Origin of the sequence: Acidovorax sp. 100 (genome assembly GCF_003688355.1) — a bacterium.
GTDB lineage: Bacteria > Pseudomonadota > Gammaproteobacteria > Burkholderiales > Burkholderiaceae_C > Acidovorax > Acidovorax delafieldii.
On sequence record NZ_REFD01000001.1, the window covers coordinates 4,205,486 to 4,232,169 of the forward strand.

Here is a 26,684-nt window from a genome sequence, read left to right on the forward strand (position 1 = left end):
GCCACTCCATCAGCTTGGGTGATATGAAGTGGCGATGGTATTGCAGCCAGTGATTCGCTGGCGCTTTCGTGGGCACAATGGGCTGGATGAAATCGAACGCAGCCCGCCATGGACATCCTCGTTCAGCCGCTTAACCGCGTGATCCGCGCCGAGCCCGGCGTGAACCTGCTCGACGCCCTGCGCGCGGCGCAGGTTCCGATGTCGTATTCATGCCTGTCGGGCCGCTGCGGCATCTGCCGCTGCCGGGTGCTGTCTGGTGAGGTGCTCGATGGCGGGCGCGAGCAGCAGCGTCCGCTGGACGGCGTGGACGGTGCCGTGCTGGCTTGCCAGACCTATGTGACCGAGCCCTGCACCATCGAAGTGCCCGCCCCGGAAGAGGCCGTGGTGCACCGTGCGCGCGTGGCCAAGGCCACCGTGGTGGCCATCGAGCCACTGGCGGCAGACATCCGGCGCCTGCTGCTCAAGGTGGCAAAACCGATTGCGTTTTCACCAGGCCAGTACGTGCAGTTGGGGTTCACGCCGACGCATGTGCGCCCCTACTCCATGGCAAACCTGCCGGGCGAACCGCTGCTGGAGTTTCATGTGCAACTCATGCCCCAGGGCCGGGTCAGCGGCTACATCGCCGGGCAGCTGAAGGTGGGGGACAAGGTCAAGGTCAGCGGGCCGCTGGGTGCGGCGTATCTGCGCCAACAGCACACGGGGCCCATGCTGTGCGTGGCTGGGGGCACCGGGCTGGCGTCGGTGCTGTCTGTGGTGCGCGGCGCAGTGGCTGCGGGCATGCGCAACCCCATTCACCTGTACTTCGGCCTGCGCTCGCCGCGCGAGCTGTATGGCCTGGCATGGCTGGACCATCTGCGCAGCGTGCACCCTGCCCTGCAGGTGCATGTGGTGGTGGCCTCGGGTGCCGACCCTGCCACACAGCGGCGCGGGCTGGTGACCCAGGCCATCGAGCAGGACCACGCGAGCCTGCAAGGCTGGCAGGCGTATCTGTGCGGCTCGCCGCCGATGGTGGAAACCACCACACTGCTGGCGCTGGGCAAAGGCCTGGAGGCGGCTCACCTCCATGCCGAGGCTTTTTACATGCAGGGCGACTGATTCCGTCTCCAAATCATCCGTGTCGTTGTTGCTTCGCCTTGCCGTGCTACAGCACTGTCTGCGGCTTCGCGCCTAGACACGAATGATTTGGAAACGGAATGAGGTTTTTGGAGTCTTCTGAATCCACTTGAACCGCTCACTCAGCGCGGTCGAAGCGCCGCGAGGGGCTTCGGCAGGCTCAGCCCGCATCCGGCTGCGCGCTGGGCGCCGCCTTGCGGAACGCATCCACTTGCGCGCAGGCCGCGTCCACCGCCTGCACCAGCGGCCAGCGCGACACGTCCACCTTGAAGCGGCGCGCGCTCTCCACCTGCGGAACCAGGTACACATCGGCCAGCGTGGGGGTGCTGCCAAAGCAGAAATCACCGCGCTGCGGGTCCCTGGCCAGCAGCGCCTCGATGGCGTCAAAGCCCGCGCTGATCCAGGTGCCGCACCAGTCGTTCACGGCAGCCTCGTCCGCACCAAAGCGGTGGCGCAGCGCCTCCAAAATGCGGCGGTTGTTGATGGGGTGGATGTCGCAGCCCACGATGGCGGCCAGGGCGCGCACCTGGGCGCGATCGCCTGCATCGCCGGGCAGCAGCGGTGGTGTGGGATAGCGCTCTTCGAGCCACTCGATGATGGCGGGCGACTGGATCATCAGGCGCTCATCGGCCTCCAGCACGGGCACGAACTGCTGCGGGTTGATGGCCTTGAAGGCATCGCCAAAATGTTCCTCACGCCGCAAGTCGACCGCAATCTGCTCGTAGACCAGCCCCTTGAGGTTGAGCGCGATGCGCAAGCGGTGGGAGGTTCCGCTGCGGAAGAAGGAATAGAGTTTCATGCTCAGTCTCTGTTTCAGTCCCTGTGTCAGGTCAGTCCAGGGCAATCTTGGCGCGCTTGACGACTTCACCGAACGTGCGCGAATCGCGTTCGATGGCCTTGGTGAGTTCAGCGGGCGGGCCAATGTAAGGCTCAAACCCGAAGGTCGCCAGGCGCTCCTTGACCTCTGAAGTGGCCAGCACCTTGCCCACGTCGGCATTGATCTTCTCGATGGCGGCCTTCGGCGTGCCAGCAGGCGCGAACAGGCCCACCCAGGTCTTCACTTCAAACCCGGCCGGGCCGCCCGCTTCGCCCATGGTCGGAATGTCGGTGAAGCCCGCCAGACGCTGGGGCGCAGCCAGGGCCAGAAACTTTACCTTTTTGGCCTGGAACATCGGCCCGGCCGTCGCCGCCGTTCCAAACGCCCACTTGATGTCACCCGTGGCCACCGAGGTGTAGACGCTGCCCATGTCCTTGTAAGGCACATGCATCATCTTTGTGCCCGTTGCTGCCTCCAGACTCGCCGCGCCCACATGGGCCACGCTGCCAATGCCCCAGGAGCCGTAGGTGATGTCGCCCGGCGCCGCCTTGGCCGCCTTGATCAAATCGCCCACATCCTTCCAGGGCGAGTTGGCCGCCACCACCACAAAGAAGTTCGTGAAATACACCGGAGCGACGGGCTCGAAATCTTTGGTCGGGTCATAGGGCAGTTGCTTGAACACATGCGGCTGCAGGGCCATGTGCGTGTTGTCCACCTGCAGCAGCGTGTAGCCATCTGGCGCAGCGCGCTTGGCATCGCCGATGGCGATGAAACCGTTGGCACCCGGCTTGTTGTCAATGACGAGTTGCTGCCCCCAATTGCGCGACAGGCGCTCGCTGAGGATGCGCATCACCGCATCGGGGCCACTGCCGGGCGAATACGGCGCGACGGAGCGGACGGGCTTGGCAGGAAAGGTCTGCGCCACGGCGTTGGGCACGCTCGCGGCGGCCACAAGGGCCAGCGCGCAAAGCGCCAGAGCGGGTTTAAAAATCTGTGAACGAATGGCGGTCAGCATGGGGGGTGTCTCCTTGGTTTTATGAAAGCCGAATCCGGCTTGGTGAGTGATGGATCAAACAGTGACTTGCACACGGTGGCTGTGCAGCGCCTCAAAAATCGGCGCGTCGCTGAAGCGGAACAGGTCCAGCGCGCCAGCGGCCGATGCCTGGGCCGAGAACGGCTGCCACGACGGCACCACAAACAAGTCGCCCCGCGCCACCTGCCAGGTGCGTTCACCCACCGTGACGGTGCCGCTGCCGTCAAACACCTGGAACACGGACGAGCCCACCTCGCGGTGCACCCGCGTTGCACCGCCCGCGCGCACGCGGTGCATTTCGGTCCGCATGGTGGGCAACACATCGGCGCCGGTGGTGGGGTTGGTAAAGCGCACCGCCGCGTGCCCGGGGCTCAGCGTGCCCGCCTGGCCTTCGTCTTCCAGCGCCAGCTGATCGGCCAGCGCACGGTCGGTGTCCACCCAGCGGTAGGCCAGCAGGGGCGTGGCGGGCTGCGCCTGCACCATCGACACCGGGCGCAGGCCCGGGTGGCCCCACAGCCTTTCGGAATAGGAACGCTCGGCGGTGGTGCGCTCGGCGGGCGGGAGCTTCTCGCGTCCCACTTCGAAGAACTGGCTCTCGGTGTAGTACGAGAACGGAATGTCCAAGCCGTCGATCCAGGCCATGGGCTCGGTGGCAGCGTTGTGGTGGGCATGCCAGTTCCAGCCGGCCTGGGGCAGAAAGTCGCCCCGCGACATGCGCACGGCATCGCCATTCACCACGGTCCACACGCCCTCGCCTTCCACCACAAAGCGAAACGCGTGCTGCGTGTGCCGGTGCTCGGGGGCGTCTTCGCCAGGCATCAGGTACTGAATGGCGGCCCACAGCGTGGGCGTGGCAAAGGGGCGCCCGCCCAGCGCCGGGTTGGCCAGCGCAATCGCACGGCGCTCGCCGCCACGGCCCACGGGCACGATAGCGCCCGCCTGTGCGGCCAGGGCCTTCAAGCGATCCCAGCGCCACAGGTGCGGCACAGCCTTGGATTGGGGCTGGCAGGGCATCAGGTCGCCAATCTGCGTCCACAGCGGCACCAGCAGCTCTTGCTCAAAGCCCCGGTACAGCTGCTCCAGCTCGGGCGTCGGCTCGGGTTGGCCTTTGCCCGCAACGGCATGCAGCCGCACGGGGGAAGGCGTGAGGTCAATGGTCATGGTGGCTTGTCTCCTGGATGTGGTTTTTTCTTATTCCGCCGGGCCAACGTGGAGCACGATGCTGCCCACGCCCTCAATGTGGCCGTCGATGCGGTCGCCTGCCAGTACCGGGCCTACGCCCTCGGGCGTGCCGGTGAAGATCAGGTCACCCGGCTGCAGGTGGTAGAACTTGGACAGGTCGGCAATCAGCTCGGGGATGTTCCAGATCAGCTTGGACAGATCGGACTTCTGGCGCACAGCGCCGTTGACCGACAGCTCCAGGTCGCCCTGGCCCAGCACCACCTGCGGCATGGGCACGATCTCCGAAACCACCGAGGACTGCTCCACATCCTTGCCCAGGTCCCAAGGCCGGCCCTTATCCCGCGCCACCAGCTGCAGGTCGCGGCGCGTCATGTCCAGGCCACAGGCATAGCCATAGACAAGGCGGGGCGCATCGGCCTCGCTCACGCGAAAACCGGGCGCACCAATGGCCAGCACCAGTTCCATTTCGTGGTGGTAGTTGTGGGTGCCGGGTGGGTAGGCCACGGTGGCGCCCGACTCGACCAGCGTGGACGGGGCCTTGGTGAAGTAGAACGGCACTTCCACCGACTTGTCTACCGGGCGCCCCATCTCGACCGCATGCGCGTGGTAGTTGCGGCCCACAAAGAACAGGCGGTGGATGGGCAGGCGCTCGCTACGGCCCCGCACGGGCAGCGAATAGACGGGGGGCGGGGTCCAGAGGTAGGTGGTGGTCATCGCAGTTTCTTTCTTCAAAGGGAGGTGTCAGGAGGGGCAAGCGTTGGCTGTGACCACTGATGGCGCCAGAGCGCCAACCGTGCACCGCCAGCGCTGGATCAAAGTTTGGACATGGGTGTGGCCGGGTCGGCAAGCCGCTCTGTATCGACCGGCTTGCGCTGCTCGATCAAGCGGCGGGCAAACCGCAAATCACGCGCCGCGTTGGCGCCGATGGCTGCTTGCACCACATCGCCTGCCAGGTAGAACAGCACAAAGCTGCCGCTGGCCGCATCGCCGCGCTGCACCACGCGGTGCGCAGGCGTGGGCATGCCGTAGATCTGCAGGTTCATGCCGTACTGGTCGGACCAGAACCACGGCAGCGGCTGGTAGTCCACGGCCTGGCCCAGGGCCGAGCGCGCAGCGGCCATGCCCTGCTCCTGCGCGTTCTGCCACGATTCAAGCCGCAGGCTGCGGCCCGCCCAGGGGTTGGGTGCCACGGCCACATCGCCTGCGGCCAGGATGTCGGGGTCGGACGTGCGGCATTGGGCACCGACCAGCACGCCACCTTCGCAAGCCAGGCCCGCCGCGCGCGCCAGCTCGTCGTTGGGCACCAGGCCAACCCCCAGCACGATGGTGTCGCACGCCAGCGCGCTGCCATCGGCCAGCAAGACTTCCGAACGGCTATCTGCAGCGCGGGCAAAGCCCCGCACACCCGCGCCCAGCAGCACGCGCACGCCCTGGGCGCGGTGCAGCGCCAGCAGATACGCCGACACCTCAGCGGGCACGGTGCGTTCACACAAGCGGCTTTGCGTCTCCACCACCACCACTTCCGCGCCCTGCTGGCGTGCGGTGGCCGCCACCTCCAGGCCGATCCAGCCGCCGCCCACCACCACCACGCTGCGGCCAGGCCGAAGGGCCGGGGCCAGCGCCTGCGCATCTTCAATGGTGCGCAGCGTGTGCAGCGGCACCTGGTCTGCCCCCGGCACGGCAAGCCTCCGGGCGCGCCCGCCGGTGCACAGGATGAGCTTGTCGTAGGGCTGCGCTGTGCCATCCGACAACAGCACCTGCTTGGCAGCGCGGTCAATGCGGTGCACCTGCACGCCGGGCCGCCATTGCACCGCCAGGGCGTCAAAGGCCTCGGGCTTCATGAGGCGCGTGCTCTCCGGCGCGGCTGCGCCCGATAGCACCGCCTTTGACAACGGTGGCCGCTCGTGCGGCGGATGGGCTTCATCACCGATCAGCACCACACGGCCCGCAAAGCCTTCGCTGCGCAGCGTTTGCGCCGCCCAGCCGCCCGCCTGGCCCGCACCGACGATCACGATGGTGTGGGCCGAGTGGGCGTTTACGCCTTCATGCGGCAATGCGGCGGCCTCGACCTCAGGTCGTTCGGCAGTCATGGGGGCTCCTCGAGAGGTTCAGTCCAGGGCCAGCCACACGCGGCCGCCCTCGATCTTCACGGGGTAGCTGCGCAGCGGCTCGGTGACGGGCGCGCAGGTGGGTTTGCCGTTGCGCACATCAAACTTGCCCTGGTGCAAAGGGCATTCGATCTCGTGCCCCTCCAGAAACCCATCGCACAGGCGCGCATGGCCGTGGGTGCAGATGTTGTCGGTGGCAAACACCTCGCCGCCCACGCCATACAGCGCAATGTCGCGCCCGGCCACGGCCAGGCCCATCACGTCATCCTCTGGCACATCGTCCCGCGCTGCGGCGTCAATCCAGTTTGTCGTCATCGTCGTCATGGCGGCTCCTCAGATGGGGTAGATCAGCGAGTTGGGGATCATCTCGCTGTCGTAAACGACGAGGCGCGATGCGAATTTCAGGCCCTCGGGCGTGGGCACCACCTCATCCAGCGTGCGCCCCACGTTGAACACCGTCGATTCCTTCGACAAGCGCGTGCGCAGCACCGCATAGTTGGCCTCGCAGTGGATGCGACCATCCGCATCCACCTTGTGCACCAGCGGCGCACCCACCACATGGCGCTGGTAGTAGGGGTCGTGGAACAGCGTCTCGCGGATGCCGTAAACGCGGTCCTTCAGCATGCCCTTGCTGTCAAACGCCAGCGTGGCCAGCGGAAACCCGCGCTCGTGGTTCTCGCGCGGCTGCAGCTTGTAAACGCAGTTCTCGATGAAAAACTCTGGCCACGCCTCCCAGTCCGCCGCGTCGAGTGCGCGGGCGTAGCGGGCGTAGAGCTGGTTCAGTTCAAAGTAGGTCTGGAAGTCCATGGTCATGCCTCCGCCTCCATCACCTTGCGCCAGTATTCGTACATGCCCCGGATCAGCGTCTCGGTCACCATGTGGTCCGTGTCGCCCACATCGCGCCCGCCCAGCTCGGCCAGCGTGCGGTGCGCGGGCTTGGTCTCAAAGCCTTCTTGCGACCACTCGATCACCTCGCCATCGTCGGCCGACACAAAGCCCGCCGGGCCGAACAGATTGGCCTGGCGCAGGCGGCGCTGCGTCATTGCTTCGCTGTCGTCCTCAAAGCCGAAATGCGTCCACACAAAATCAAAAGCGCCCTTGCCATCGGGCTGGATGTGGCGCGTGGACACGCTGTTGACCTGCTGCTGAAAAATCACGCTGGGGAACACGGTCATCATCACCGCCGTGGGCACAGATGCCGGTGCGTTGGGCGCCGCAGCATCACCACTGCTGGCAGCCAGGGGTGGCCCCGCCCACCAGTCCTCCTGCGCAATGTCCAAAAAGCGCGGGTCGTTCAGCTCCATGCCCGCCTTGAAGCTGGACACCTGCGTCACATCCGCCGCCTTGCCCGCCGCGCCACGTGTGGACACCATGGCCGCATGGCGGTGCTGCGCATCCATCAGCAGCTGCGACTTGTTGTCCGCACGCCAGAGCCCAAAGGTAACGAACCAGGTGTGCAGCAGGCCGGGGTGGTACGGGTCCTTGATGTTCTCTTGCATCAGCTTCCAGTTGCCCGGAATGCGCTGGCGGTTGTAGCCCAGGATGGTGAGCTTGCGGCCATTGAACAGCCGGTCAAAGTAACCCAGGATGGTGGGGCCCAAAAACTCCTCCAGCGGCTCCACGCTGTGGTCAAACGACGCAAACACCACGCCGCCACGGGTAGCCACCTTGAGCTTGGTCAACCCATGCTCTGCCGGGTTGAAGTCCGCAGGCATACCGCCATTGACCTTGCCATCCTGCTTCACGCCACGCCGAAACGGCACACCCTGCAAGTCACCGGAAAGGGTGTAGTTCCACTGGTGGTACGGGCAGGTCAGGCTCTCGCGGTTGCCATGCCGCTCGCGGCAAAACGCCATGCCACGGTGGGCGCAGACGTTTTCCACCACATGGATCGAAGCATCCTTGTCACGCACCAGCAGCACCGAACGCTCGCCGATCACCGTGCGCTTGAAATCCCCTGCATTGGGAATCTCCGCCTCCAGGCCGACATAGCACCAGTGCCCGTTGTAGAACAAACGGTCCAGCTCCTTGCGGTACAGCGCCTCATCGGTATAGGCCTGAAAGGGAATGCGGCTGGTGCCGTCCGTCTCCCAGCGGATCTGCTGCGGGAACACGGTCACGGGGCATTCATGCATGGGCGTCTCCTTTGTTTTTTGTCATCGCCAATCAATCAGTCGATCCATCAATCCATCTGTCTTTCGGGGCCGGTGCAGATGCATCCAGCGCCTGGGGAGCGATCATTCGCGCTGCAGCAATATCAGTCAATGGAACGCTGGTGATGTTTCACATCACTGGTGTGAATATGACTTTGACGGCGGCGCGGGAGATTGCAGGGCCATGTGGCGGTGCAAGGCGCGCAAGGCCACGTTGCATGCCGGTTGCGTGAGCGGGACAAACGGGAGCGGGTACTGGGGCAATCAGCCGGGAGCTTCTACCGATGAGTCTGGACCGGGCGGACAGCCTGCGTGGCGGGGGGGGGCGCAGGGGGCAATGCTCAGCCGATAGGTGGCTGGGGCATAAGAGAGCATTTCAGATCTGCAGGGGCGACTTAACGTCGGCTTTGCAGGTGCTGTGGCCGTTCGCCTCCGCCAAACCAATGCCAGCTATACAGCAGCTCGGTGCCTCTGAGACGCCGGATCGGTTGGGTTCAGCGCCCCCCGAAGCCAAACTAGCGGAGACATTACAGTTCTACATCGAACAAGCGTTGACTAATAAGCCATCAACCAAGATGAATCGCACTTTCAAGGCCCTGAGAGCGACCTCAAGCAACGACGATGCATTCGAACTGTCCTGGGGCGAGCGCTTCGACGAATCCGGTATCAGCTGGGACGAGTTGCTGAAGTCCCAACGCATTCTCATCATATCGGAGGCTGGCGCAGGGAAGACCTATGAGTGCGAGTCAAAGGCGAGGGAGCTCTTCGCTCGCGGCGAGCCAGCCTTCTTCTTGTCTCTTGAACGCGTTGAATCCGCCGGCGTCGTAGCCACCCTTTTCGGGGATGAGCACGAACGTTTCACCAACTGGTTGGCGTCCTCATCGCAACTTGCCTACTTCTTCCTCGACTCGATCGACGAACTTCAACTCGTTCATCGTTCGTTCAAGGACGCGCTGCGTCGATTTGCAAACGACATTCGGGGGGCAATGGGACGAGCCACTGTAGTCGTCACCGCTCGCCCAGTGCCGATCGATCGCCAGGCGTTCAGGGACATCCTGCCCGTGCCCACGCAAGTGCGGCATGAAGATTCGCAAGATGAATTCATTCGCATCGCCATGGATGGCCCCAGCAAGACCAAGGACGAAGGCCCGCCCGTCAGCCGAGAGGTCGAGCTGTTGCCGCTGACCGGCCCCCAGATCATTGAGTTCGCGCGATCCCGAGGTGTTGAGGACCCTGAGGCACTGCTGGCAGCCATCGACGCAAAGCACGCAAGAGAGTTCGCTCGCAAGCCACAGGATCTGATTGAGCTTTGCGACGACTGGCGAGAGCACGGGGTGCTTCGTGCGCACTTCGAGCAGATCCAGTCCCATGTGCGCGCCCGACTCTCAGCGCGCCCTGATCGGCGAGAGAGGGCAGAGCTTCCGCCAGCGAAGGCGCTGATAGGTGCACAGCGGCTCGCGCTCGCGGTCATCCTGAGCCGACGCCTGACCATCCAGTACAGCGCTGGATCGGATGGCGACGCATCAGGCGCTGCACCGATCGATCCGCGTGAGCTGCTGACGGACTGGGGCCCCAAAGAGGTGTTGACGCTCTTGGAGCGCCCGATTTTTGTGGAAGGCGGATACGGCAGGGTCCGGTTCCACCATCGGTCAGTAATGGAGTTTCTCGCGGCCCGTCAGATTCATGACCTGATCGAGGCTGGCTTGCTGACCCAGGCCGCCGCAGGCCGCATGTTGTTTGGGCTCACGGGCTCGAACGAGACGATCCTCAGGCCGTCGATGAGGCCAGTGGTGGCATGGCTTGCCCTGCTTCGACCCGACATGTTCGAACGTGTGGTCAAGATCGAGCCGGACGCCTTGTTGATCCAGGGCGACCCGGAGTCGCTCACGGATCTCCAGCGCGAGCGCGCGTTGCTCGGTTTCCTGGTGCGATACGGCAAAGGGCTGTGGCGCGGCCTTGACGTACCGAATCTGCAGGTGGCACGGCTGGCGCAACTCGGCCTCGCCGACACAGTGCAATCTGCTTGGGCCGCCGGTGTCGAAGCGCCCGAAGTTCGGGAGCTGCTGCTCCGGCTTGTGAGTGCTGGCCGCATGCAGGGCTGCGCTGACCTGGTTGCAAGCGTCGCAGCGGACGCAACCTGCAGCGATCGCGAGCGGTTCGAGGCATTGCTCGCTCTTGCAGCCCTGGGCGATTACCGCCTTGCACCGATGATCGATGCGATCGTCACGTTAGCGCCAGGGTGGTCCGAACGACTTGCGCGTTGGGTCGGGACTATGCTGTATCCGGAGCATGTCACCGAGGCCCAACTGGTTCAGCTCTTGACGAGGGTTCGCAGCGAAAAAAGGAACCGTGGGGGCTACGCTGATAGTGTCGCCCGGGTAATCCAAAAGGCCGACATCAGCCAAGCCCGCCTTGACGCCTTGTTGCCTGATGTGCTTCGGCTCACGCGAGAGTGGCTGTCGGCGGTCGGGGATGAGTTTCAAGACGCCGATGGGCGGCTGGAAATATCGAGCATCCTGCGCTCGCTGTGTCTCCGGCTGCTTGAACTTGGAAGCACCAGCCAGACACTGATTGAGGCTTCGGTTCTTGCAAGGCGGTCGATCGACGCCTCCTCCGGCCTGGGGAAGGGCAAAACAGAGCTGAGTGCGCTGCTGGACTCGCTGGCTGACGGTTGGCGACCGCGGGTCTTCGAGGTAGATCTGGCCTGCGTGGAATCGCTTGGCGGCGATCGCAGTGCCAGGCTCCGACTGGTTCGCATCGTCTACGAAGGGGCACTGAACTACACGTTGGAGCGAGACTACCCGTGGGTACAGGCAGCGCTTGCTGATGTGCAGATGCCGCCGGAGCGTCGAGCAGTTCTTCTGCACTTGGCCGCACACCTCCATGCGATTGAGGGGCGCCTCAAGGAGAGCGAGGGCTCTCTTCGTATTGCCGTGGCTGACTCGACAGCGCTGACAGAAGAGTTAAAAGCGATCGCCGCGTCGAGCGAGCCGAGCGCCCAATTCCTGAAGATGCAGGAGGAGCAGCGAAAGCGGGAAAAGCGCCAGGCAAAGAAGCGCGCAGATGAAAGAGAAGCATGGGCTCAGATTAGGCGAGAACTGGCTGAGCAGCCCGCGCTGGCGCTAGGGCCTGGGCGCAGGGACAGCACGATCTGGAACCTCTGGCTGGTCTTGCGCAAGCTGGGCCACAACGGCGACGAGGGGCGATGGGATCGTGCGTTCCTGACCTCCCAGTTCGGAAGCGACATCGCCGACAGACTGAGGCGCGCATTGATGGCCTATTGGCGTAGCCTGTGCCCAACGGTCCGATGCGAGCGTCGTTTTGGAGAGGAGAACACCTATCTCGTTGTGTGGTCGATCGGTCTCATGGGCATCTATGCTGAAGCGGAGGATCCCCTCTGGGCGACCAAGTTGGAACGTAGTGAAGCTGAACTCGCTTCTCGCTATGCCTTGCTGGAGCTGAACGGCCTGCCAAGCTGGCTTGGCAGCCTTGCAAAGGCGCACCCCACTGAGGTGGAAAGCGTCGTTGGCACCGAGCTGCTCGATGAGCTGCTCGACGCGGGCGGCGATTCGGGCTGGCACTCGATGGTTCTGCAGTCCCTGCGGAACAGCACGCAAGAAGTAGCGCAGCCGCTTCTGCCTTGTCTCGTTGGTTGGCTCGCATGGTCGGGCTCGGCGTTGGTGCAGCTTCCGCATTCGCCTTCGAACGAACAGAAGCTGTCCCAAGTTGTGCGCGTGCTGCTGGTGCACGCCGGCCCTGAGATCACAAGACCTTTGGAGAGACTGGCCGCGTCGCAGGTGCAGGCTGCCGGCACCGATCCGTACTTGTTGTTCTGGCTGCCTGTGTTGTTCTCGCTAGCGCCGCTGCGCGGTGTGGAGAGCATGCTTGCCGTTCTGGCAACACTTCCTGTGGAGCCTAATGGGGCAGCCGTTCGTATCATCGGTTCACTGTTCAGTGAGCGGACTGACCCGGGGATGACCGATTGGGTCTCCAAGCTGGCGCCTGACCACTTGCTCCGGCTGACTCTTGAATTTCATCGGCACGTGAGGTCGGAAGACGACCTCGTCCACGACACCGTCTATTCACCCGGGTATCGAGACTTTGCCGAGAACGGGCGTCGGTACATCTTCGATGCACTGATGAAGACGAGTGGACAGGAGGCTCTCAGTGCAAAGCTCGCGCTCGCTGCCGATCCGCTCTTCGAGCGCTTGCGGGATCGCATCGCGGCGTTGGCTCATGAGCGCCTTGCGGCAGAGATCGACTCCAGCGCCTGGACACCGACGGAAGTGGTCACACTTTTGTCCCGCAAAGAGCTTTCGCCCAAGACTGCGACCGATATGGCGCAGTTGTTGGTCGATCGGCTGGACGACCTTCAGGAGCTGTTGCTCAAGGACACGGGACCACGTGCCGGCTGGGCGTCTATCGACGACGAGAACACGCTACGGCCGTTGATTGCACGAGAACTGGAAGTTGCGTCGCGGGAAGCCTACACCGTTGACCAGGAGGCCGTAACCGCTGAAGGCAAGGAGACCGACATCCGTCTTCGGTCTGTATCAGGGTACCAAGCAACTATTGAGCTGAAGATCGGTGAGAAGGGGCGATCCGCGCGAGAGCTGTGCGACACCATCGACGAGCAGTTGGTCAAGAAGTACATGGCCCATCGGGACGCGCGTACGGGCTGCCTGCTTGTCTCGGTGTCGAACCCGGGAAGGCATTGGCAGCACCCCGACACTGGTGAGCGTATCGATCGCATTGGCCTGCAGGCACTGCTTCAGAAGAAAGCGGATGAGGCGCAACGACGACTGGGCGGGGAGGCGCGGATTCTCGCTCGCGTCCTTGATCTTGTTCCGCGACTTTCAACCGAAAAGCAGGCGGCGGGCACTGCGCGATGACCGATCAGGCTATTCAATGTCGGTCAAGTATCGGGAACTGCCGCCTACGCGACGAGGAGGAACCACCGGTCCCAGCCTAAACCGAAAGACACTCAGCCCCAAAAATCTTTCTTTTCCCACCAACAGAAGCTCAGCTCCTTGCGCCCAGCACCAACCGATTCACTACAAATTTGATAGCTTTTAGCGCTTGATAGACAGGCGGTAGAGCCCAATTTTCTTCAATTTTCAGCACACCGCACCACTGAAACCATGCACGCACCACCTCGCCGGTGCTCATGGCGCACAGCAACTGTGACAGGCCACACACCGCCACGCCAGCAAAAGCCAACGCAGCGGCGCGTGGCGCACAACGCTTTCTTTCTCTCTACGGCAGCGGCTTACTTCACCGCAAACCGCACATTCGCCGCCTTCTTGCCCGGCAGCGTCACCAGCGCCACCACCTTGGTGCCTGCTGCGACCTTGAAGATGCCTTTGGTTTCAAGCCTGCCCTCGCCGGCCGGTACAAGCATGGCCTCGGATTTCTCGGTGCCGTTGAGCAGGGTGAGCTTGGCGCTCACGCCCTCGGTCCTGGCGGGTTTGCCGTGGTCGCGCAGGTGCAGGGTGATGGTGTCGGGCTTGGCGACGAGTTCGTAGTCCATGTCGTTGGCTTCGGCCACGATGCCGCCGTGTTGGGGCTTGTGGTCGTGGCCTGCGCCGTGGTCGCCAGCGGCATGGACGGCGGTGGTGGCCACAGCGGCGAGGGCCAGGGCGGCGAAAAGTTGGCGGGTGGTTTTCATGAGAGTCCTTTCAAAGGGTGAATGAAAAAGCAAACGAACAGATAAAGAGAACAAGTACAAAACAAGAAAAGCTCAGAACGCCTCGGCGTTCTTGTCGTCCAGCAGGCGTTCGGCGTCTTTGCGGCCAAACAGCCAGAACAGGGCCGGGGTGAGGAAGGTGTCGAGCAGCGTGGAGCTGATGAGGCCGCTGAAGATGACCACCGCCACCGGGTGCAGGATTTCGGTGCCGGGGCGTTCGGCCTCCAGCAGCAGCGGGGCCAAAGCAAAGGCGGTGACCAGGGCGGTTATCAGCACGGGGCTCAGGCGCTCCAGCGAGCCGCGCACGATCATGGCGGTGTCAAAGCGCTCGCCTTCCACGCGCATCAGGTTGAGGTAGTGGCTCACCTTCAAAATGCCGTTGCGCACCGAGATGCCCGCCAGCGTGATGAAGCCGATCAGCGCCGCCACCGACAGCGGCTGGCCCGACACCCACAGCCCCAGCACCGCACCCACCAGCGCCAGCGGGATGTTGGCCATGATGAGGGCCGACAGCGTGGCCGAGCGGTAGCGCGTGTACAGCACCACAAACATCAGCACCAGCGAGACGATGGCCAGCAGGCCCACCAGGCGGCTGGCTTCTTCCTGCGCCTGGAACTGGCCGCCCAGGGTGATGAAGTAGCCCTCGGGCAGGCGCGTGTCGCCCACGGCCTGGCGGATGTCGGCCACCACGTCGGACAGCGCCCTGCCCTGCGCGTTGGCCGAGAGCACGATGCGGCGCTTGCCATCGTCGCGGCTGATCTGGTTGGGGCCGTCGCCCTCTTCGATGGTGGCCAGGCGCGACAGGGGCACGGGGCCGCGTGGCGTGTCGATCAGCACACGCGCCAGGCCGTCGATGGAGCGCGCGCTGTCGGGCAGGCGCACCACCAGCGCAAAGCGACGGCTGCCCTCCACCACCTGGGCCACTTTTTCGCCCTCTACCAGCGTCTGCAGCGCGGCCAGCACCTGGGGTGCGGGCACGCCCATTTGTGCAGCGGCGGCGTAGTCCACGCGCACAGTGATCTGCGGCGCCAGCACCTGCTTTTCCACCTCCAGGTCGGCCAGGCCGGGGATGCCCGCCAGCCGCGCGCGCAGGGCCTCGGCCTGGCCCCGCAGCGTGTCCAGGTCGTCGCCAAAGAGCTTGATGGCGATCTGCGAGCGCACGCCCGAGAGCATGTGGTCGATGCGGTGCGAGATGGGCTGGCCGATGGCGATGGCGGCAGGCAGGTGCGCGAGGCGGCTGCGAATGTCGGCCTGCACCTCGGCCACGCTGCGCTTGAGCTCGGCCGCAGGCAGCAGGCCCACATCCAGCTCGCTCACGTGCACGCCTTCGGCATGCTCGTCCAGCTCGGCGCGGCCACTGCGCCGGCCCACGTGCGTGACCTCGGGCACCTGGCGCACCAGCACCTCGGCCTGGCGGGCCAGCGCGCTCGATTCGGCCAGCGTGACACCGGGGTTGAGCCGCATGCCGATGAGCAGCGTGCCTTCGTTGAACGGGGGCAGGAAGGTGGTGGGGAAGAACGGCACCGCCGCTGCCGACAGCGCCACCGCCACCGCACTCACGGCCAGGGCGGTGCGCGGGCGCGCCAGCACGGCCACAAGCCCGTTGCGATAGCGCGCCTTGAGCCAGGCCACCACGCGCGTGTCGCCATGGTCGAGGTTCTTCATGCGCGGCAGCAGGTAGAACGCCAGCACCGGCGTGACGGTGACCGACACCAGCAGCGAGGCCAGCGTGGACACGATGAACGCAATGCCCAGCGGCACAAACAGCCGCCCCTCAATGCCCGGCAGCGCAAACAGCGGCAAGAACACCAGCACGATGATGGCCGTGGCGTAGAGGATGCCCGAGCGCACTTCCATCGACGCGAGCTTGACCACCTCGATGGGGTGCAGGCGGTGGTGGGGGTGCTTGGCGCGGTCCATCTTGAGGCGGCGCAGCACGTTTTCCACATCGACCACCGCGTCGTCCACCAGGCCGCCGATGGCAATGGCCAGGCCGCCCAGCGTCATGGTGTTGATCGACAGGCCGAAATACTTGAACACCAGCGCCGTGATGAAGATGGACACCGGGATGGCCGTGAGCGCAATCACCGTGGGCCTGAGCGTGCCGAGGAACACGAACAAAATCACCGCCACAAACACCGAAGCGCCCATGAGCTTGCCCTGCAGCGTGGTGACCGATGCCTCGATGAAGCTTGCCTGGCGGAAGGTGACGCGCGGCGCCTCCATGCCTGCGGGCAGCGAGTTCTTCAGGTCCACCAGCGCGGTCTCGATGCTGCGCGTGAGCCCGATGGTGTCGGCCGTGGGCTGCTTCTGGATGCCCAGGATGACGGCGCCCTGCCCTTCAAAGCCTGCATCGCCCCGCTTGGTGGCGGCGGCAAAGGTGGCATCGGCCACCTGGCGCAGCAGCACGCTCTGGCCGTTTTTGGCGGTGAGGGCCAGGTTCTGCAGGTCTTCGAGCCGCGAGGTGCGGCCCAGGTGGCGGATGAGGTATTCGCGCCCGCCCAGCTCCAGAAACCCGCCCGAGGTGTTGGCCGCAAAGCCCTTGAGCGCGCCCGTGAGCTGGTCGTGCGTGATGCCCAGCGCCGCCATGCGCGCCGTGTCGGGCAGCACCTGAAACTGGCGCACCTCGCCACCGATGGGGATCACCTGCGCCACACCGGGGATGGCCATGAGGCGCGGGCGCAGCACCCAGTCGGCGTACTCGCGCACGGCCATGGGCGTGGTCTTGCCCGCGTCGATGGGGATGGCCACCTGCATGATCTCGCCCATGATGGAGCTGATGGGCCCCATGCGCGGCGTGATGCCGCTGGGCAGGCCCTCTTCCATGGACGACAGGCGTTCGGACACCATCTGGCGCGCGCGGTAGATGTCGGTGCTCCAGTCGAAGGTGAGGTAGATGAACGACAGGCCCGCACTGGAGGTGGAGCGTACGCTCTCCACACCGGGCAGGCCGTTCATGGTGGTCTCCAGCGGAAAGGTGATGAGCTGCTCCACCTCTTCAGCGGCCATACCGCCCGCCTCGGTCATGAGGGTGACGGTGGGTTTGTTGAGGTCAGGGAACACGTCCACCGGCGTGCGCGAGAGCGTGAAGGCGCCATAGGCCATGAGCACTACGGCGGCGATGAGCACCAGCAGCCGGTTGACCAGGCTGTTTTCGAGAAGCCACTTGAACATCGTGACTCCTTAGCGGACCTGGTTGATGAGCGTAGCGCCCTGCGTGGCCACGCGGTCGCCGGGCTGGAGGCCCGAGGTCACGGCCACCGAGGTGCCATCCAGCGGCACCGCCGTGACCACCCGTGGCGCAAAGCGCTCGGGCGACTCCTTGACCCAGACGATGGTCTGGTTGGCCGGGTTGCGCAGCAGCGCGGCAGCGGGCACTTGCACGCCATCGACCTTGTCGGTGGACTGCACGAACACGCGCACCGGCTGGCCAATTGCCAAGTGAGCCAAGGTGCCAAGCGCAGACGAGTCGCCCGCAAACTGCAGCGGCTGCGCCTGATCACGCAGGCTGCGCGCCGCGCCCACAAAGCGCAGGGGCACGCGCTGCCCGCCCGCAACCAGCGTGGCACCGGCCACGCTCTGGGCCTGTGCCGGGTCGTAAGCCAGGGCCTCGATGCGCAGGCGCGATGGGTCTACCACCTCGAACACCAGTTCGCGCGCGTCCACCACCTGCCCGGCCACGGCATTGGCCGAAGCGATCACGCCCGACACAGGGGCCACCAGCGCATCGCGTGTGGCCAGGCCCGCGCCCACGGCGCCCAGGCGCTGGATGAGGCTGTGCAGCTCGCTCTCGGCGGCCTCGATGTCCTTGCGCGGCACGGTGTCGGCCAGCTCGGTCAGGCGTGCCACGCGCCGTGCGGCCAGGTCGCGTGCGGCGCGCAGTTCAGCCTGCTGGGCCAGTTGGTTGGAGCGCTCGATGGCGCCTGCCGTGGGCACCACATAGGCCAGCACCTCGCCCTTGCGCACCGCCTGGCCCACACCGGGCAGGCCCTTGGGCCCGGCCTCCAGCCGCCCGGCCAGCACGGACTGCACCTTGCCACCCGCGTTGGGGTCCATCACCACGGTGCCTGCCAGTTCAAAAACCTTGGCGTGCTGCCCGGTGGCTGCCTCCAGGGTGCGCACGCCCAGTTGGCGCTGAGCGGGTTTGGGCAGGAAGACGCTGCCATCGGGCTGGCGGCTGGGGCCGTTGCCGGTGGGCGCGGGCGGTGCGTCGCCGTGGTCGTGGCCGGGGCCCGCCAGGGCTGGCAGGGGGGCGCTGAGCGCGGTGGCCATCAGCAAAGCCAGCCAAGAGGGCATGGGATGGAAGCGCTTCATGCTGCACCTCCCACGCGCTGGGTGTTGCCCATGCGGGCAGTACGGCCCCGGCGCAAACCCCACACGGCGACCAGCGCCAGCAGCACGGCGGCCACGGCCCCTGCGATCAGCGCGGTGCGACGGGCCAGCCCTGCCGGTGCGGCATCGGTGTGGGCGGCGGGGTGCAGGTCGATCTCGCCTGCGAGCAGGTCGGTGTCAGTGCCTGCGGCCACGGTGGCGGTGACGGGGCTCACGCCCTCGGCCAGCGGCGCGGCCAAGGTGGCCTGGAACTCGCCCTCGGCCACGCGGGTGACGGGCACGCTGGTGCCTGCAATGTCCAGCTCCAGCCGGGCGTCCTTCACGGGGCTGTTGTCACCCGCGTGGTCCAGATAGAGCGCGATTTTTTGCCCGTCGAGCACACCCACCAGTTCAAACAGGTCGGAGGTGGCGGCAAAGCGCGGCACGGCTGTGCCCGCTGCGGCGGCGGGGGCTTCGCCATGGTCATGGCCTGCGCCAGCCAGCGCGGTCGGCGGTAGCAAGCCCAGCAGCAGGGCCAGGCCCAGTGTGGAGAAAGCGGAAGAGAGTGTCATGGTTGTCTTAAAAATTGGTCGAAATTCACAGGGAGTTCATTGCGGCAGCAGGCCCAGGGCCTGGCGCAGATGGGAGATGGCGGCGGCCGCATCGATGCGGGCGCGGGCCAGCTGGCGTTCGGCCTGGGCGGCTTCCAGCTCCACACGCAGGCGTGTGGGGCCGTCGGCTTCGCCCAGGCGGAAGGCCTTGTCGACAAAGCCGCGTGTGCCCTGCGCCAGGGCCGCGTGCCGTGCCAGCGCATCCCGCTGGGCCTGGGTGGCTTTCACACGGGCCATGGCGGCGGCGATGTCGGCGGCCAGGCGCCTCTGCTCCACGGCAGCACGCGCCTCGGCATCGATGGCATCGGCGCGTGCTGTAGCCTGCTTTGCCTGCGCACGGTCGCCCCCGCCCAGGGGTATGCGCAGGCCCACGGTGAAGGTCTGCTGGTAGCGGTCGCCCGCCTGCTCGCGGCCGCGCGTGGCGGCCACCGTCAGTTCGGGGTTGGCGCGGGTTTGCACGGCGGCCAGGTCGGCCGCGCGGCGGGCCACCTCGGCCTGGTCCTGCCAGTCGGCCGCCGCAGGGTGCTGGGCAGCGGCTGCCGTGGCATCGGGCACGGGGGGCTCGGGCTCTGCCCCGTCCGCCAGCGCCATGGTGGGCGCGGCCTGCACGCCCCAGGCGGCCAGTGCGGCCTGCGCTGAGTCCCGTGCGCCCTGGGCCTCGGCCATGGCGGCTTCGGCCTGGGCCACGGCGCCGTCGGCCTGCGCCTGGTCGGCACGCGACAGGTCGCCCGCGCGCACGCGGCGCGCTACGTCGGCAGCCAGGCGCTGCGCGTTCAGCAGCCGGTCTTGCGCCAGGGCCCAGTCAGCCTGCGCGCGCTGCGCCGCCCACCACGCTTCGCGCACGGTGGCGGCCAGTTGCAGCTGCGCAGCGCGCTGACGGCTTTCCAGCGCCTGCGCTTCCGCATCGGCGAGCGCGGCCTTGCGGGCGCGCTCGCCGGGCAGCCACAGCGGCAGGGCCAGGCCCACTTCGGCTTCGCGGCTGCCCTGGTTGCTGCCGGGGCGGTCGGTTTTGGTGGACAGCTCCAGCGCCACGGGCTCGGCCGTCCAGGCTTCCGCCGCGCGGCGTGTGGCCTGCGCGGCCTCGCGCCGCAAGGCGGCAGACTGCGCTTCGGGCTGGCGTTGCCAGGCCTGCTCGAACAGGGCCTGGAGCGTGAGCGGCGCTGTGCCGGGGTTGGAGGTCTGGGCCTGTGCGGCAGTGCCCAGAAGTGCCACGCCCAGCGCCATAGCCGCTACGGCGGCGGCGGGCGCATGGTGTCGTTGTTTCGTTGATTGCATCCGATTCCTCTGCAGTGGCCAGGGGCCACAGGTTGAAACCGGCGAGGCGCGATGGGAGGGAGAGACGATCAGCAGCGTGCGCAGGCGTCAGCGCACGCGTCGCGACAGCCTCAAAAGGCAGCTCTTCAACACCATCAACAAAATGAAAACGGGACAGCCCAGAGCCCCCGCCTCGCCGCTCAGGCGAGGAAGGGCCAATTGGGGCGTTCGGGGCGTGAAAGGGGGGCTGGAGGCCAGGCTGGTGCCGCCTGGGCCAGCGGGCGTGCCGCAGTCACCACGATGGCATGGTCACCGGGACTGTGCGCGAGACCGCTGCCCGCACCATGGCAGGCGTGACAGTCCATGTCCGCCGGGGTGGCACTGGATGTCTTGGCTGGATGGACAGGGGATTCATCGGCCACATGATCGTGCACATGGTGGCCAAAGTGCGAGGCTTGCGGCGCCGTTTCATGCCCGCAATAGGGCGAAGCAGCCGCCCAAATGGACTGGAGCGGCATGAACACCAAGAGAAAGAGCAACAGCAAGCGGCGCATGGGCAGCCGGATTCTAGGGAGGTTTGTAGAACCCCTACAAAAACAGCGGATCGCCCAGACCGGGTTGAAGGACTTTGCGTGGTTGAGTGGCAAAAGGCCCAGGCCTGAATCCGCAGCTGGATTCACGCTGCGGGCCGCCCTACCTGCAGGGACGAGGGCAGCATCCGCCCCCATCCCCTGCACGACATCAAGCAGCAACGGCCTCGGGCTGCACTGCCTGCGCCTTGGCCCCTTCGGCCACCACGGGCATGCGGATCAGGTGGTCAAAGGCGCTCAGCGCTGCCTTGGAGCCATCGCCCGCTGCAATCACGATCTGCTTGAAAGGCACGGTGGTGCAATCGCCCGCCGCGAACACGCCGGGGATGTTGGTGCGGCCGTGCGAGTCGACGATGATTTCGCCGAACTTGGACAGCTCCACCGTGCCCTTGAGCCACTCGGTGTTGGGCACCAGGCCGATCTGCACGAACACGCCCTCCAGCGCTACGGTGTGCTCCACGTTGGTCGCGCGGTCCTTGTACTTGAGGCCATTGACCTTGCCATCAGCGCCGGTGATTTCGGTGGTCTGCGCGTTGGTGTGGATGGTCACGTTGGACAGGCTCTTGAGCTTGTTGACCAGCACGGCGTCGGCCTTGAGCTGGTCGGCAAATTCGATGAGCGTGACGTGGGCCACCACGCCAGCGAGGTCAATCGCGGCTTCGACACCACTGTTGCCGCCGCCGATCACCGACACGCGCTTGCCCTTGAACAGCGGGCCATCGCAGTGCGGGCAGTAGGCCACGCCCTTGTTCTTGTACTCGGCTTCGCCGGGCACGTTCACGTTGCGCCAGCGGGCGCCGGTGGACAGGATCACCGTCTTGGCCTTGAGCGAGCCGCCGTTGGCCAGCTGCACTTCGATCAAACCACCGGGCTGCGCAGCAGGGATGAGCTTGTCGGCGCGCTGCAGGTTCATGATGTCCACGCCATAGGCGCGGGTGTGGGCTTCGAGCGCGGCGGCGAACTTGGGGCCATCGGTTTCGAGTACCGAGATGTAGTTCTCGATGGCCAGCGTGTCATTCACCTGGCCGCCAAAACGCTCGGCCGCCACGCCGGTGCGGATGCCCTTGCGGGCGGCATACACGGCAGCTGCCGCGCCAGCGGGGCCACCACCGACGATCAGCACGTCATACGGATCCTTGGCGCTGAGCTTGGCGGCTTCGCGGGCGGCAGAGCCGGTGTCGAGCTTGGCGACGATCTCTTCGATGGTCATGCGGCCCGAGCCGAATACCTGGCCGTTCAGGAACACCATGGGCACGGCCATGATTTCGCGGTCGTTCACTTCCTGCTGGAAGGCGCCGCCTTCGATCACGGTCGTCTTGATCTTCGGGTTGACGATGGCCATGAGCGACAGCGCCTGCACCACGTCCGGGCAGTTGTGGCAGGTCAGGCTCATGTAGACCTCGAAGTTGAAGTCTCCGTCCAGCGCCTTGATGGAGTCGATCACATCCTGCTCGACCTTGGGTGGGTGGCCGCCCGTCCACAACAGGGCAAGCACCAGCGAGGTGAACTCGTGGCCCAGCGGCAGGCCGGCAAAGCGCAGGCTGTTGGTGGCGCCCACGCGCTGCAGGCTGAAAGATGGCTTGCGTGCATCGTTGCCGTCGGTGCGCAGGGTGATCTTGTCGCTGCGCAGGAATTGGATGGTCGTCAGCAGCTCGCGCATGTCGCGCGCCGTCTCGCTGTCGTCCAGGGAAGCCACCAGCTCAAACGGCTGCTGCACGCGCTCCAGGTAGGCGGCGAGTTGGGTCTTGAGTTGTTCGTCGAGCATGGTGGTGTCCTTTGAAATTCGAGTTGTGGTGTCTGGGAGGGTGACGCCAAAAAGGCTGCAGTTCAAGCCTGCTTGTCAACGTCCGGGCGTAAAAAAGCCGGACGGCATGGCGCGATGGCGCCATGACGCTGTCCGGCTTTGGAGGAGCCGTGGATTAGATCTTGCCAACCAGGTCCAGCGAAGGCGTCAGCGTCTTGGCGCCTTCCTTCCACTTGGCGGGGCAGACTTGGCCAGGGTTGGCGGCGGTGAACTGGGCAGCCTTGAGCTTGCGCAGGGTTTCCGACACGTCGCGGGCGATTTCGTTGGAGTGGATTTCCATGGTCTTGATCACGCCATCGGGGTTGATCACGAACGTGCCACGCAGTGCCAGACCTTCTTCAGGAATGTGCACGCCGAAGGCGTTGGTCAGCTGGTGCGTTGGGTCGCCGACCAGGGGGAACTTGGCCTTGCCCACGGCGTCGGAGGTTTCGTGCCACACCTTGTGCGAGAAGTGGGTGTCGGTGGTCACGATGTAAACCTCGGCACCGGCCTTTTGGAATTCAGCGTAGTTGTCGGCAGCGTCTTCGATTTCGGTGGGGCAGTTGAAGGTGAAGGCTGCAGGCATGAAGATCAGCACGGACCACTTGCCCTTGAGGGACTGCTCGGTCACTTCGATGAATTCACCCTTGCCGGCACGGTTGACAAAAGCGGTGGTCTTGAAGGGCTGAACTTGGGTATTGATCAGGGACATTGCTGTTTCCTTTGTGGTTGGTTGACTGAACAGGACTGAAGTTTAGGCATTTCCAAGCCATCAATCCAATTAATTGATTACATCGAATCAATTGCCAATTACTATACAACGCCCTGTGCGACCTCCCGGTGACAACCCTGGTGCGCCGCGGGGCACACAAGATGTGAACGCGAACGCCTCTCAGCATCACACGCAGCCCGCGCGCCACAGCAGGGGCTTGCCTTGCGCTGCTGGATGCGGGTCACGACAATCAGCGCCGAATCCACACATTACAAGGAGTCCCCATGAAAGGTGACGCACAGGTCATTGGCCATCTGCAGGCCCAGCTCAAGAACGAACTCACCGCCATCAACCAGTACTTCCTGCACTACCGCATGCTCAAGCACTGGGGCTTCGACAAGCTGGCGAAGAAGGAGTATTCGGAATCCATCGGCGAGATGAAGCATGCCGACTGGCTCATGGACCGCATCTTCACGCTGGACGGCCTGCCCAACCTGCAGGACCTGGCCAAGATCCAGGTCGGCGAAGACGTGCCAGAGATCCTGGCCTGCGACCTGCGCGCCGAACAAGGCGCCCAAGCCACCATCAAGGATGGGATCGCCCACTGCGAAAGCGTGCGTGACTATGTATCGCGCGACCTGCTGCAAAAGATCCTGGACGACACCGAGGAGCACATCGACTTCCTCGAGACCCAGATCGATCTGATCGGCAAGGTGGGCCTGCAGAACTACCTGCAGTCGCAGATGGGCGATGTGGAGTAAGGCCACGGATCGCCAAATCGGTCCACGAAAGCGGGCAGAAAAATCAAAACGGGCTTAGGCCCGTTTTTTTGTGCCTGCGCGCTGCAGCTTTGAGGATATTTCTCCCGGATAGCAATGCCCCCTGCGATCACGGGTTGTTGCAAGTGCACATCAACGGAAGAAAATTCCCGCAACACAAATGCGAATGCTTCTCAACAAAAGTAGAATGTCAGCCTACCACCAGCGGCCGGGTTCAGTGACACCCTGATTCCCGAGCCCGCCAGCAAGCCAGTCAACCCGGCTCCAGCCGCCCGTTGCAGCCAGCGTTTGTGCGTTTTGTACCCACACACCTGTCTGGAGCTCTTTGCTGATGCCGCACCGTACGACCCGCCCCTGCCTTGCGGGGCCCTCGCCAACACACATTCCCGGATCTCCCCGGGCCCTGCCATGAAGGGCACCCGCGTCAATGGACGCTACCGGCTGGCCATCACCTCCCGCGCCGTGGCGGCGATAGGGGGCGGCTACGCGCTGGCGGCAGGCTTCTCGGCGGCGCTGTCGCTCCTGCTAGCGCAATGCATGCCCCGCGTGGAGGCTGTGCTCACGGCCACCATGCTCTCGTGGGTGGTGTATGCCACCGCCGCTGGCTGGGCTTTTTACACACGCACCGCCTGGGGCGCCTGGGGTGGCACGCTGCTGCCTGCACTGGTGCTGGGCGCCAGCGCCACGGCACCGCATTGGATGAAGGCAGCGGCATGACCAGCAGCACACTCCCATCGCAAACCCCGGCCGAACGGGCCCCTGCAGCCACCGCGGCCAACACTGCGTCTGAAGCAGCACGCTCAGCCAAGAAGCCCAAAGCGCCCAACGACCGTGAGGGATTCCGCCAGGCCATGTCTTGGCTGCACACCTGGGCCGGATTGATCCTGGGCTGGCTGCTGTTTGCGATCTTCCTGACCGGCACGCTGTCGTTCTTCAAGAACGAGTTCAACCTGTGGATGCGCCCCGAGATGCATGGACTGCAGCCGGTGGATGCCACCGATCCGCAGGTGGCGCAAAAAGCCCTGGACGCGCTGGTGCGCCGGGTGCCCAACGTTACGCAGTGGATCATGCACCTGCCCGACGACCGCGACCCTGCCGTCAACATCCTGTGGCGCGACACGGGCAATGGCCGTTTCGAGACGCTGCGCATGAACCCGCAGACCGGCGAGGCCATCGACGCGCGCCAGACCATGGGCGGCGACTTCTTCTACCGCTTCCACTTCGAGCTGCGCACCGCGCAGAAGGGGCGCTGGACCCTCGAAGGCCGCTGGGTGGTGGGCGTAGCCACCATGCTGATGTTTGTAGCGCTGATCTCGGGGGTGATCACGCACCGCCGCATCTTCAAGGACTTCTTCACCTTCCGCCCCACCAAGGGTGGCCAGCGCGCCTGGCTGGACGCACACAACGTCAGCGGTGTACTCGTGCTGCCGTTCTACCTGATGATCACCTTCAGCGGGCTGATGATCTTCCACACGCTCTACATGCCTGCAGGCATTGCCACCGCCTACAAGGGCGAGAACGGCGTGGACTCCAACACGTACTTTGCCGACCTGCAGGGCGAGAAAGCCGAAAGCCGCCCCCGGCGCAGACCGGGCGACAAGGTAGAGCCCCTGCCCGCTATTGCACTGCCGTCGATCCTGACCGAAGCGCGCACCCGCTGGGATGGCGGGCGCATCGGCAGCCTGCAGGCGCGCCGCGACGCCAAGGGCCGCGCCGTGGTCGAGGTGACGCGCCACGAAGGCGACCGCCTGCAATACCGACCACCGCGCCTGCTGTTTGACGCCACCACCGGCCAGTGGCTGGACCAGGCCGATGCCACCGGCCCCGCCGTCAAGACCTATGGCGTGCTGTATGGCCTGCACATGGCGCGGTTTGCCGACATCGGCCTGCGCTGGGCGCTGTTTGGCTTTGGCGTGTTGGGCAGCCTGATGATCGCCACCGGCATGGTGCTGTGGTCGGTCAAGCGCAGCGCCAAGTCGCAGACGCAGGCCAGCCGCACAGGGATCGCCGCCAGTAAAGACAACAGGGCGGGCGTCGCACCCACCAAGGCGCCGTTTGGCGAGCGCCTGGTGGCAGCCATCAACATCGCCACGCTGGCGGGCCTGCCGCTGGCCTGCGGCGTGTACATCGCCTCCAACCGCCTGATCCCGATGAACGCTGAGGGCCGGGCCGATGTGGAACTGGCCTGGTTCTTCAGCGCCTGGGGCCTGGCCCTGGTGTGGGCGCTGGCCTGCGCCGTGGTGCGGCCTAGCCGCATGGGCTGGTCGGTGCCACTGGGCGCAGCGGGGCTGGTGTGGGGGCTGCTGCCTGTCATCAACGCCCTGACCACCCACACCCACCTGGGCGTCACGCTGCCTGCGGGCGAATGGGTGTGGGCCAGCATGGACCTGGCGTTCCTGACCACCGGGCTGGTGCTGGGCTGGCTGTCGTGGCGGCTGCGCCCGGGCCGTTGGCCCCGGGGCACCACCGCAGCGGCCAAGACACTGCGCACCGACCCTACGGCTGCATTGCATTCCGCACCCGATGTGTCCGTCTCCACCTCGGGGGCTTGA

At 65.4% G+C, this 26,684-nt stretch carries 22 protein-coding genes; 5 read left to right on the top strand and 17 right to left on the bottom strand.

Annotated elements, in window-relative coordinates; genetic code table 11:
• The first annotated feature begins 108 nt into the window (after window positions 1–108).
• The gene (locus tag C8C96_RS19285) at window positions 109–1,095 is read left to right on the top strand and encodes a 2Fe-2S iron-sulfur cluster-binding protein (protein ID WP_121943321.1); all 987 of its coding nucleotides are present in this window, start codon (window positions 109–111) and stop codon (window positions 1,093–1,095) included.
• A gap of 178 nt (window positions 1,096–1,273) precedes the next feature.
• Here the strand turns inward: C8C96_RS19285 and maiA are convergent, their stop codons facing one another.
• The 8 genes from maiA to C8C96_RS19325 all read right to left on the bottom strand — a co-directional run bounded on the left by maiA (window position 1,274) and on the right by C8C96_RS19325 (window position 8,388).
• Window positions 1,274–1,912: a maleylacetoacetate isomerase gene (maiA, locus tag C8C96_RS19290; RefSeq protein WP_121943322.1), complete on the bottom strand. Its 639-nt coding sequence runs from the start codon at window positions 1,910–1,912 to the stop codon at window positions 1,274–1,276.
• Between the two features lie 31 nt (window positions 1,913–1,943).
• Window positions 1,944–2,945: a tripartite tricarboxylate transporter substrate binding protein gene (locus C8C96_RS19295; protein ID WP_121943323.1), complete on the bottom strand. Its 1,002-nt coding sequence runs from the start codon at window positions 2,943–2,945 to the stop codon at window positions 1,944–1,946.
• 54 nt (window positions 2,946–2,999) lie between these two features.
• Complete coding sequence (locus tag C8C96_RS19300) at window positions 3,000–4,124, bottom strand: cupin domain-containing protein (protein ID WP_121943324.1); 1,125 nt, start codon at window positions 4,122–4,124, stop codon at window positions 3,000–3,002.
• A gap of 30 nt (window positions 4,125–4,154) precedes the next feature.
• On the bottom strand, window positions 4,155–4,859 hold the full coding sequence (locus tag C8C96_RS19305; RefSeq protein ID WP_121943325.1) for a fumarylacetoacetate hydrolase family protein: 705 nt from the start codon (window positions 4,857–4,859) through the stop codon (window positions 4,155–4,157).
• Window positions 4,860–4,957: 98 nt separating this feature from the next.
• On the bottom strand, window positions 4,958–6,235 hold the full coding sequence (locus C8C96_RS19310; RefSeq protein ID WP_121943326.1) for an NAD(P)/FAD-dependent oxidoreductase: 1,278 nt from the start codon (window positions 6,233–6,235) through the stop codon (window positions 4,958–4,960).
• A gap of 18 nt (window positions 6,236–6,253) precedes the next feature.
• The gene (locus C8C96_RS19315; RefSeq protein ID WP_121943327.1) at window positions 6,254–6,577 is read right to left on the bottom strand and encodes a non-heme iron oxygenase ferredoxin subunit; all 324 of its coding nucleotides are present in this window, start codon (window positions 6,575–6,577) and stop codon (window positions 6,254–6,256) included.
• A 9-nt stretch (window positions 6,578–6,586) separates the two neighbouring features.
• Entirely contained in the window at window positions 6,587–7,060 is a 474-nt protein-coding gene (locus C8C96_RS19320) for an aromatic-ring-hydroxylating dioxygenase subunit beta (RefSeq protein ID WP_055398708.1), read from the bottom strand.
• A gap of 2 nt (window positions 7,061–7,062) precedes the next feature.
• On the bottom strand, window positions 7,063–8,388 hold the full coding sequence (locus tag C8C96_RS19325) for an aromatic ring-hydroxylating dioxygenase subunit alpha (RefSeq protein WP_121943328.1): 1,326 nt from the start codon (window positions 8,386–8,388) through the stop codon (window positions 7,063–7,065).
• 593 nt (window positions 8,389–8,981) lie between these two features.
• On the opposite strand from C8C96_RS19325, the gene C8C96_RS19330 reads away from it, so the two are divergent.
• On the top strand, window positions 8,982–13,298 hold the full coding sequence (locus C8C96_RS19330) for an ATP-binding protein (RefSeq protein ID WP_147455692.1): 4,317 nt from the start codon (window positions 8,982–8,984) through the stop codon (window positions 13,296–13,298).
• Window positions 13,299–13,428: 130 nt separating this feature from the next.
• Here C8C96_RS19330 and C8C96_RS24890 read toward each other — a convergent pair whose 3' ends face one another.
• The 9 genes from C8C96_RS24890 to ahpC form a co-directional block, all read right to left on the bottom strand.
• Window positions 13,429–13,575, bottom strand: a complete 147-nt coding sequence (locus tag C8C96_RS24890) for a hypothetical protein (RefSeq protein ID WP_158605774.1) — start codon at window positions 13,573–13,575, stop codon at window positions 13,429–13,431.
• A 100-nt stretch (window positions 13,576–13,675) separates the two neighbouring features.
• The gene (locus C8C96_RS19335; RefSeq protein ID WP_121943330.1) at window positions 13,676–14,074 is read right to left on the bottom strand and encodes a hypothetical protein; all 399 of its coding nucleotides are present in this window, start codon (window positions 14,072–14,074) and stop codon (window positions 13,676–13,678) included.
• Between the two features lie 72 nt (window positions 14,075–14,146).
• Window positions 14,147–17,266, bottom strand: coding sequence for an efflux RND transporter permease subunit (locus C8C96_RS19340; RefSeq protein WP_121943331.1), 3,120 nt, complete (start codon window positions 17,264–17,266; stop codon window positions 14,147–14,149).
• Between the two features lie 9 nt (window positions 17,267–17,275).
• Window positions 17,276–18,406 carry an efflux RND transporter periplasmic adaptor subunit gene (locus C8C96_RS19345; protein WP_121943332.1) on the bottom strand — a complete coding sequence of 377 codons (1,131 nt, stop codon included), beginning with the start codon at window positions 18,404–18,406 and terminating at the stop codon, window positions 17,276–17,278.
• A complete protein-coding gene (locus C8C96_RS19350) occupies window positions 18,403–18,975 on the bottom strand; it encodes a hypothetical protein (RefSeq protein WP_121943333.1) in 573 nt (190 codons plus the stop codon). Before C8C96_RS19350 ends, C8C96_RS19345 begins: the two co-directional genes overlap by 4 nt.
• 36 nt (window positions 18,976–19,011) lie before the next feature.
• The gene (locus tag C8C96_RS19355; protein ID WP_121943334.1) at window positions 19,012–20,289 is read right to left on the bottom strand and encodes a TolC family protein; all 1,278 of its coding nucleotides are present in this window, start codon (window positions 20,287–20,289) and stop codon (window positions 19,012–19,014) included.
• 179 nt (window positions 20,290–20,468) lie between these two features.
• Window positions 20,469–20,822, bottom strand: coding sequence for a hypothetical protein (locus C8C96_RS19360; RefSeq protein ID WP_121943335.1), 354 nt, complete (start codon window positions 20,820–20,822; stop codon window positions 20,469–20,471).
• A gap of 187 nt (window positions 20,823–21,009) precedes the next feature.
• On the bottom strand, window positions 21,010–22,623 hold the full coding sequence (gene ahpF, locus C8C96_RS19365) for an alkyl hydroperoxide reductase subunit F (RefSeq protein ID WP_121943336.1): 1,614 nt from the start codon (window positions 22,621–22,623) through the stop codon (window positions 21,010–21,012).
• A gap of 154 nt (window positions 22,624–22,777) precedes the next feature.
• Entirely contained in the window at window positions 22,778–23,353 is a 576-nt protein-coding gene (ahpC, locus tag C8C96_RS19370) for an alkyl hydroperoxide reductase subunit C (RefSeq protein WP_121943337.1), read from the bottom strand.
• Window positions 23,354–23,637: 284 nt separating this feature from the next.
• On the opposite strand from ahpC, the gene bfr reads away from it, so the two are divergent.
• The 3 genes from bfr to C8C96_RS19385 all read left to right on the top strand — a co-directional run bounded on the left by bfr (window position 23,638) and on the right by C8C96_RS19385 (window position 26,684).
• Window positions 23,638–24,114, top strand: coding sequence for a bacterioferritin (bfr, locus tag C8C96_RS19375; RefSeq protein ID WP_099729799.1), 477 nt, complete (start codon window positions 23,638–23,640; stop codon window positions 24,112–24,114).
• 426 nt (window positions 24,115–24,540) lie between these two features.
• Window positions 24,541–24,849, top strand: a complete 309-nt coding sequence (locus C8C96_RS19380; protein WP_121943338.1) for a DUF3649 domain-containing protein — start codon at window positions 24,541–24,543, stop codon at window positions 24,847–24,849.
• Window positions 24,846–26,684 (top strand): PepSY domain-containing protein, encoded by a 1,839-nt coding sequence (locus C8C96_RS19385; RefSeq protein ID WP_121943339.1) that lies wholly within the window; start codon window positions 24,846–24,848, stop codon window positions 26,682–26,684. The genes C8C96_RS19380 and C8C96_RS19385 overlap by 4 nt, the downstream gene beginning before the upstream one ends.